This is a genomic window from Sphaerospermopsis kisseleviana CS-549, assembly GCF_028329225.1.
Taxonomy (GTDB): Bacteria; Cyanobacteriota; Cyanobacteriia; order Cyanobacteriales; family Nostocaceae; genus Sphaerospermopsis; species Sphaerospermopsis kisseleviana.
On sequence record NZ_JAQMTI010000270.1, the window covers coordinates 1 to 8,072 of the forward strand.

The 8,072-nt window shown below is 35.7% G+C and carries 8 protein-coding genes; 6 read left to right on the forward strand and 2 right to left on the reverse strand.

Going from position 1 to position 8,072, the window contains the following annotated elements:
* The first annotated feature begins 173 nt into the window (after positions 1 to 173).
* On the forward strand, positions 174 to 1,622 hold the full coding sequence (locus PN497_RS21220; RefSeq protein WP_096572829.1) for a Ni/Fe hydrogenase subunit alpha: 1,449 nt from the start codon (positions 174 to 176) through the stop codon (positions 1,620 to 1,622).
* Positions 1,623 to 1,721: 99 nt separating this feature from the next.
* On the opposite strand, the gene PN497_RS21225 is transcribed toward PN497_RS21220, so the two are convergent.
* Positions 1,722 to 2,108 (reverse strand): pentapeptide repeat-containing protein, encoded by a 387-nt coding sequence (locus PN497_RS21225; protein ID WP_096571659.1) that lies wholly within the window; start codon positions 2,106 to 2,108, stop codon positions 1,722 to 1,724.
* A gap of 331 nt (positions 2,109 to 2,439) precedes the next feature.
* On the opposite strand from PN497_RS21225, the gene PN497_RS21230 reads away from it, so the two are divergent.
* From PN497_RS21230 to PN497_RS21250, 5 genes are all read left to right on the forward strand, one after another.
* Positions 2,440 to 2,949, forward strand: coding sequence for a DUF29 domain-containing protein (locus tag PN497_RS21230; protein WP_096571660.1), 510 nt, complete (start codon positions 2,440 to 2,442; stop codon positions 2,947 to 2,949).
* Entirely contained in the window at positions 2,949 to 3,407 is a 459-nt protein-coding gene (locus PN497_RS21235; protein ID WP_096571661.1) for a hydrogenase maturation protease, read from the forward strand. Before PN497_RS21230 ends, PN497_RS21235 begins: the two co-directional genes overlap by 1 nt.
* 95 nt (positions 3,408 to 3,502) lie before the next feature.
* Positions 3,503 to 6,271 (forward strand): acetate--CoA ligase alpha subunit, encoded by a 2,769-nt coding sequence (acs, locus tag PN497_RS21240; RefSeq protein ID WP_096571662.1) that lies wholly within the window; start codon positions 3,503 to 3,505, stop codon positions 6,269 to 6,271.
* A gap of 126 nt (positions 6,272 to 6,397) precedes the next feature.
* Positions 6,398 to 7,150, forward strand: a complete 753-nt coding sequence (locus PN497_RS21245; RefSeq protein ID WP_272110833.1) for a DUF6920 family protein — start codon at positions 6,398 to 6,400, stop codon at positions 7,148 to 7,150.
* 81 nt (positions 7,151 to 7,231) lie between these two features.
* A complete protein-coding gene (locus tag PN497_RS21250; RefSeq protein WP_228051886.1) occupies positions 7,232 to 7,603 on the forward strand; it encodes a FitA-like ribbon-helix-helix domain-containing protein in 372 nt (123 codons plus the stop codon).
* Positions 7,604 to 7,667: 64 nt separating this feature from the next.
* Here PN497_RS21250 and PN497_RS21255 read toward each other — a convergent pair.
* Positions 7,668 to 8,072, reverse strand: a 405-nt coding sequence (locus tag PN497_RS21255; protein ID WP_272110834.1) for a tetratricopeptide repeat protein, incomplete at its 5' end; no start/stop codon positions are given.

Below are 8,072 nucleotides of genomic sequence, written 5' to 3' on the forward strand. Positions count from 1 at the left end.
ACTGGTGACTGGTGACTGGTGACTGGTGACTGGGGACTGGTGACTGGTGACTGGTGACTGGTGACTGGGTAATCAATTTTATGTTTTTTAATCAGCAATTCCCAATTCCCAATTCCCAATTCCCAATTCCCAATTCCCAATTCTCAATTCCCAATTCCCAATTCCCAAATAATATGAAAAAAATCGTTATTGATCCGGTTACGAGAATAGAAGGCCACGCCAAAATTAGCATTTATTTAGACGATAACGGTCAAGTAAATGATGCGCGGTTTCATGTGACAGAATTTCGCGGTTTTGAAAAGTTTTGTGTGGGTCGTCCTTTCCCAGAAATGCCTGGAATTACTGCAAGAATTTGCGGTATTTGTCCAGTAAGTCATTTATTGGCATCAGCAAAAACAGGTGATCAAATACTGGCTGTCACTATTCCCAAAGCCGCGACAAAATTACGCAGGTTAATGAATTTAGGGCAAATTGTCCAATCTCATGCTTTGAGTTTCTTTCACCTGAGCGCCCCAGATTTATTATTAGGAATGGACAGCGAACCAGCAAACAGAAATGTGTTTGGTTTGATAGCAGCCGACCCAGAATTAGCTAGAGGTGGTATTCGTTTACGGCAATTTGGACAGGAAATTATTGAACTATTAGGAGGTAAAAAAGTCCATCCTTCTTGGGCAGTTCCTGGTGGTGTCAGTGATCCTTTAACCCAAGAAAATCGCACTCATATTCAAAACCGCATTCCTGAAGCAAAAACCACGGTTTTAAATGCCATAGATTTATTTAAAGGTTTACTAAAAGATTACGAAAAAGAAGCGCAAACTTTTGGTAATTTTCCTAGTTTATTTATGGGTTTAGTGACTCCTGATGGTCTATGGGAAACCTACGACGGACATATCCGCTTTGTTGATAGTGCAGGAAATATTGTTGCTGATAAATTAGATGCTGCTAATTATCCTGAATTTATCGGTGAAGCTGTGCAAGCTGATTCTTATTTAAAATCTCCTTACTATCGTCCTTTAGGTTATCCTGATACAAGCGATCATTGCCGTTTAGATAGTGGAATGTATCGCGTTGGACCATTGGCAAGGTTGAATGTTTGTAGCCACATTGGTACACCGTTAGCAGATAAAGAATTAAAAGAATTTCGCAGTCATGGAACTGGTACTGTTAAATCTTCTTTCTTTTATCACTATGCACGGTTAATTGAAATTTTGGCTTGTATTGAACACATTGAAATTTTACTGGATGACCCAGATATTTTATCAACTCGTTTGCGGGCGGAAGCTGGTATTAATCAATTAGAAGCTGTGGGTGTCAGTGAAGCACCAAGGGGGACTTTATTCCATCATTATAAAGTTGATGAAAATGGTTTGATGGCAAAGGTAAATTTGATTATTGCTACTGGTCAAAATAATTTAGCAATGAATCGTACAGTTGCCCAAATTGCCCGTCATTTTGTCAATGGTAGTGATATTCAACAGGGAATGTTAAACCGGGTAGAGGCTGGTATTCGGGCTTTTGATCCTTGTTTGAGTTGTTCTACTCATGCGGTGGGACAAATGCCTTTATTGATAGAATTGGTGAATAAAGATGGAAATGTGGTAAATCAAATTTGTCGAGATTAATTACATTATCTTATAGATCCCCAAATTCTTTGAGAATTCGGGGATCTTTTAGTTGTATAAAAAAAAGCGGCTGATATAGCCGCCTTAGTATGTATACTGTTATTCGCTCATCTTGATCCCCGCTTGCATTGGGTCAAAGTTGTGGGGAAAATGGGTGTTATGGTTACAGTCAGCATTCTCTAAATGGGTTCCCTGCAAGTCAGCTTGACGTAGATTCGCAGAAAACAACATTGCACCCCGCAAATCTGCATTCTGTAAATTAGCTTGACTCAAATCAGCGTAGCTAAGATCACAACCGCGTAAATTAGCACCGCTAAGGTTAGCTGTACTTAAATCAGCATAACTAAGATTAGATCCTTTTAATTCAACATCTTGTAGATTAGCATCACTTAATTCTGCTCTTTCAAAGTCTCGTTTCCCCACTGCGTATTCTTTTACAATAGTAGCAGCACTATTAATTGGCTGTTGAAAATTGACTTCAGGCATAAAACAGCCTCACAACTTATCTAAATTTTTTTAACTGTCTTTATTCAGTTACCGCAATTGATTATACAACCAATAATCTATAAATCACATTTATTATTAACATAAGTTTGTGTTTGTTTTTGTGGAGTTTCTTCACAAATTCCTCAAGTTTTGATGCTATTTTAAAAAAAATTAATCTGTTGCTAACGAGAACAAAATTTTCCTTGGTATGAATAACCATTTGTATTAAGAACTTTTAATTTTCGTATAATTTATTATGTTGTCATCCTTAATTTCATAACATATATGATAAAATGACTAATAGAACTTCAAGATTAAAAAGGAGAAGTTAGTGAAACAACAATTAGAACAACAACAGTCTAATAACTCGTTAAATCTTTATGAACAAGATTTTCAACTGTGGATTGAACAAACGATTAACTCCTTAGAAACCAAACAATTTAACTCATTAGATATTGAACATTTAATTGAGGAGCTTAAAGAGTTGGGGAAATCAGAAAAAAGAGCATTAGAAAGTAACTTAATGGTTTTATTGGCACATCTACTAAAACTGATGGTACAACATGATGCTCCTGATTCCATGACACAAAGTTGGTATCGTTCCATCATTGAAAATCGTCAACGGATTTTAATTGCTCTGAAAAATACTCCTTCTTTGAAATCCTATTTAGAAACAGCATTAGAAAGAGCCTATCCTGACGGGCGTAATTTAGCCATTCAAGAAGGGAAAAAAGCCTCTTTTGGTGTGCGTATTCCTCCAGAAAATGAATATCCAAATATTTGCCCTTTTTCCCTAGAACAAATATTAGATCAAGACTTTTTCAATCTTCCTAACGAATAATGATCACAACAACAGTAATTGGTTATGGTAATGATTTACGTGGTGATGATGCCATTGGACAACGAATAGCAAATACTATTCAATCATGGCATTTATCCAATGTCAAATCCTATGGTGTTCATCAATTAACACCAGAATTAGCTGCAAATTTAGCCCAGACAAATATAGTAATTTTTGTTGATGCTGGTGTTAATTGCCAAACTGAGGATGTACAGGTAGAATCTTTATTACCAGCGATGGGTAAAGAAATAAATGGACATATATTGAATCCAGAATCATTGCTTTATTTGTCTCAATACCTGTATAATTATTGTCCAGAAGCCTGGTTAATTACAGTCCCAGGAGAGAATTTTGAATTGTGCGATCGCATTTCACCAACAGCACAAAAAGGCATTACCACTGCACTTTCAAAAATCATGCAAATTCTTGATCAAGATCACAATATATTCATGCAATAACAATGAAAATAGGTAATGGGTAATTGGTAATTAGTAATTGTAAAAAACAACTAATGACTAATAACTAATGACTAATAACTAATTAAGGAGTAATTATGCAAGCATCTATCACACGAAACCCAGACAAAGCTTACGACATCCTACAAACTGAGAGACTAAACCCCTTAGACGCGATTTTTGCACCTCAAACCGTTGCTGTTATTGGTGCTAGTGAAAAACCTGGAAGTGTGGGTAGAACTTTACTTTGGAATTTAATTACAAATCCGTTTAATGGAACAGTTTTTCCTATCAATCCTAAGCACAATAGTGTATTAGGAATTAAAGCCTATCCTACTATTTTTGATGTTCCTGAAAAAATAGATTTAGCGGTAATTGCTACCCCTGCGCCTACAGTACCACAAATTATTACTGATTGTGTGCAAGCTGGAATTAAAGGGGCAATAATTATCTCGGCTGGTTTTAAAGAAGCAGGAGAAAAAGGAATAGCTTTAGAAAAAGAAATTCTCGACATAGCACACAAAGGAAAAATTAGAATTATTGGACCAAACTGTTTAGGAGTTATGAGTCCAATTTCCGGTTTAAATGCCACATTTGCTAGTAAAATGGCACAACCAGGAAACGTAGGTTTCCTCAGTCAAAGCGGTGCTTTATGTACATCAATTCTAGATTGGAGTTTACAGGAAAACGTTGGTTTTAGTGCCTTCGTTTCTATCGGTTCAATGTTAGATATAGGTTGGGGAGACTTAATTTATTATTTGGGAGATGACCCCAATACAAAAAGTATTGTAATTTATATGGAATCCATCGGTGATGCGCGTTCTTTTCTATCCGCAGCGAGAGAAGTAGCATTAACAAAACCGATAATTGTTATTAAAGCCGGTCGTACCGCAGCAGCAGCAAAAGCGGCCGCTTCTCATACAGGTTCATTAGCAGGAAGTGATGCTGTTTTAGATGCTGCATTTAGAAGATGTGGAGTATTAAGAGTTGATAGTATTTCTGATTTATTTGATATGTCAGAAGTATTAGCAAAACAACCGCGCCCCAAAGGTCCACATTTAACAATTTTAACTAATGCTGGTGGTCCTGGAGTCTTAGCCACCGATACATTAATAGAAAGTAAAGGCAAACTCGCACCAATTTCCCAAGAAGTCATTAATTCTTTGAATGAAATTTTACCACCACAATGGAGTCATAATAACCCGATTGATATTTTAGGAGATGCCGATCCTCAACGTTATACAAAAGCTTTAGAAATTGCAGCTAAAGATCCTAATAGTGATGGGTTATTAGTAATTTTAACACCCCAAGCTATGACCGATCCGACAAAAATTGCTGAGGAATTAAAACCCTATTCCCAAATGGCGAATAAACCAATTTTAGCTAGTTGGATGGGTGGGGAAGATGTGGCAGAAGGAAAACAAATTCTTAACCGTCAAGGTATTCCTACTTATGCTTATCCCGATACAGCAGCGCGGATATTTAGCTATATGTGGCAGTATAGCTATAACCTCAAGGGTATTTATGAAACTCCGGTATTACCAAGTTTAGAATGTGATACAAATACCCGTGATTGTGCATTGGTGGAAACCATTATTAACGATGCCAGAAAAGCCGGAAGAACAATTTTAACAGAGTTTGAATCTAAAGAAATATTAGCTGCTTATGGTATTCCAGTTGTCGCTGGAAGTATTGCTAAGAGTGCAGAAGAAGCAGTAGAATGTGCGGAGAAAATCGGTTATCCCGTGGTTTTAAAATTGTATTCCCAAACAATTACCCATAAAACAGATGTGGGGGGAGTACAGTTAAATTTGCGAAATGCCGAAGCTGTAAAAAGAGCTTATCATTTAATAGAAACTTCGGTATTACAAAAAGCCAAACTAGAAGATTTTTTAGGCGTAACCGTGCAGCAAATGGTCAAAACTAGCGGTTATGAATTGATAATTGGTAGTAGTTTAGATCCGCAGTTTGGACCAGTATTATTATTTGGTGCTGGGGGAGAATTAGTCGAGGTTTTCCAAGATAGCGCCATTGCTTTACCACCTTTAAATAGTACCCTAGCAAGAAGGATGATGGAACAAACCAAAATCTACAAAGCTTTAAAAGGAGTGCGGGGTAGACAAAGTATAGATATGGCAGCTTTGGAGGAATTGTTAGTAGTATTTAGTCATTTGGTAGTTGAACAACCAGCGATTAAAGAAATAGATATTAATCCTTTATTAGCTATTCCTCCCTCTCCTGATCATCCTGGTGGTTTAATAGCATTAGATGGGAGAATAGTTTTACATTCTGCTGATGTAGGAGAAACGGAATTACCAAAATTAGCAATTCGTCCCTATCCTCACCAATATGTTAGTGATTGGACATTAAAAAATGGTACACCAATTACTATCCGTCCGATCCGTCCAGAAGATGAACCATTAATGGTAAAATTCCATAAAACACTATCAGAGGAAAGTGTTTATTTGCGGTATTTTCACATGGTTAAATTAAGTCAAAGAATAGCTCATGAAAGACTGACAAGAATTTGTTTTATTGACTATGATCGAGAAATGGCATTAGTCGCAGAACATCACAACCCAGAAACTCAAGCAACGGAAATTTTAGCCGTAGGAAGATTGAGTAAATTACATGGTAATGATGGGGCAGAATTTGCTATGCTGGTGAGCGATCGCTATCAATGTAATGGTTTAGGTACAGAGTTAGTCAAGAGATTAATAGAAGTAGGTAAAAACGAGAAAATATCCTCTATTTCTGCCGATATCTTAGCTGATAATTTAGGAATGCAAAAAGTATGTGAAAGACTCGGTTTTAAGGTGTCACATAGCAATGATGCAACGGTGTTAAAAGCTGAAATTGATTTGTAATCAGTCAGTATACTGTAGGGGTTTAGCATTGCTAAACCCTTACTATTTTTACTTCCTTAACACTCAAAGCTTACTAATATTTTTTTCTGTATCCTCTGTGTCTCTGTAGTTCGTTATTAAAAAAATATGCTGCAAAACAATATTAATCAAATTTGGCAAAATCTGGAAAATACCAAAACAGAAAAACAGCCATTTACCCAAGATGTAATTAATAACTTACCAGAACCAGTACAACGTTATTTCTTACACGCTATTACTCTGGGAACACCCTTAGCAACTGGTGTGAAGTTAAAAATGCAAGGTTATTTTCAACCTAGTAAAGATAAAAAATTACCCATGCAAGCTACAGAAATTTTAACTGCTAAAGGATTTGTTTGGCAAGCAGTAATGGGGAATAAATTTTTTAATATTAAAGGAGCAGATTATTATTATAATAATTCAGCAAAAGTAGAGTTTAAAATTTGGGGGTTAATCCCATTAGTCAAAGAAGAAAATCCTGATATTAACCGTTCTAGTATTGGTAGATTTGCAGGTGAATTATTCTGGTTGCCATCTGCTTTATTACCACAAAATCAGGTAAGTTTGCAAGCTATTGATCACAATACAATTCAAGCAAATTTCAATATTGAGGGTGAAACAGTTAATCTCACTTTTATCATTGATGAAAATGGTAGAGTTTTAGAAGTAAAATTACCACGTTGGGGAAATCAAACCACATATAAAAGTTGGCAATATATACCCTTTGGTGGTACATTTTCTCAAGAAACTAGTTTTCAAGGTTATACTATTCCTTCCCAAATAAATGCAGGATGGTGGTTAGGAAGCGAACAGTATAATGGTTTTTTTCAAGCAAGTATTGAGGAAGCGGAATTTTTTTAAGTTGTTTTTAAGCATTTGGGAAAGTTTAGATGTTAAAATATTATCAAATAGCCAAATTTATGGAAATGTAAATACTCAACTATGACTAAGATTATTTTAGAAGATTTAGATCCCATTATTATCGAGACTTTAAAAACTCGCGCCGAAAAACATGGTAACTCTTTACAGGCAGAAATTAAGACAATTTTACAACAGGTAATTCAAGCAGAAGCGGAAAAAATAAAAAGTTCCGAAGATGAGATAATTCAGCAAAAATCTGTTTTAATGCTGCAACAAATTGAAAATCATGCTCGTCTAAATGGTAAAGAAATTAATTCATTTAGCAATGTTGCCACCATCATAAATGAACCTGAATTACTAGAAATTAAAAATCAATTAAAAGAATTAAAACAAGAAATGTCTCTGGGGGAATTATCCATTAGAGAAGCAAGAGAAGAAGGAAGAAGATATTAATGTTATTTGTTTTAGATTGATCCGAATGTATAATAATTTTGATTTTAGATGTTTTTTTAAGAGCTTATTGGGGTAATTTCTCTAAAATCTCCCTCGTAATATTCGCCCGATATTCATCTTTATATTCAATAAATATATCTAATGCTGTTTGTAAATTTACCTTCGCTTCTTGATCATTTTCCTGTAAGTGTGCCAATATACCTAAATTTTGATAAGTTAAGGCTTGAGAATATCTATCCCCATATTCGATATAGATAGCTAAAGCTTGTTGATAAAATTCCCGTGCTTGGGCATATTCTCGCATTTCTTGGGCTACTCTTCCCAACTGGTGGTAAGTTCCAGCTGTTTCATATCTATCCTCATATTCGATAAGGATAGCTAAAGCTTGTTGATAAAATTCCCGTGCTTGGGCATATTCTCGCATTTCTTGGGCTACAATTCCCAACTGGTGGTAGGTACTAGCTTGAGA

Coding starts and splice junctions, on each gene's coding strand:
- PN497_RS21235 (WP_096571661.1), top strand. CDS start 2,949: ATGATCACAACAACAGTAATTGGTTATGGTAATGATTTACGTGGTGAT.
- acs (WP_096571662.1), top strand. CDS start 3,503: ATGCAAGCATCTATCACACGAAACCCAGACAAAGCTTACGACATCCTA.
- PN497_RS21245 (WP_272110833.1), top strand. CDS start 6,398: ATGCTGCAAAACAATATTAATCAAATTTGGCAAAATCTGGAAAATACC.
- PN497_RS21220 (WP_096572829.1), top strand. CDS start 174: ATGAAAAAAATCGTTATTGATCCGGTTACGAGAATAGAAGGCCACGCC.
- PN497_RS21225 (WP_096571659.1), bottom strand. CDS start 2,108: ATGCCTGAAGTCAATTTTCAACAGCCAATTAATAGTGCTGCTACTATT.
- PN497_RS21250 (WP_228051886.1), top strand. CDS start 7,232: ATGACTAAGATTATTTTAGAAGATTTAGATCCCATTATTATCGAGACT.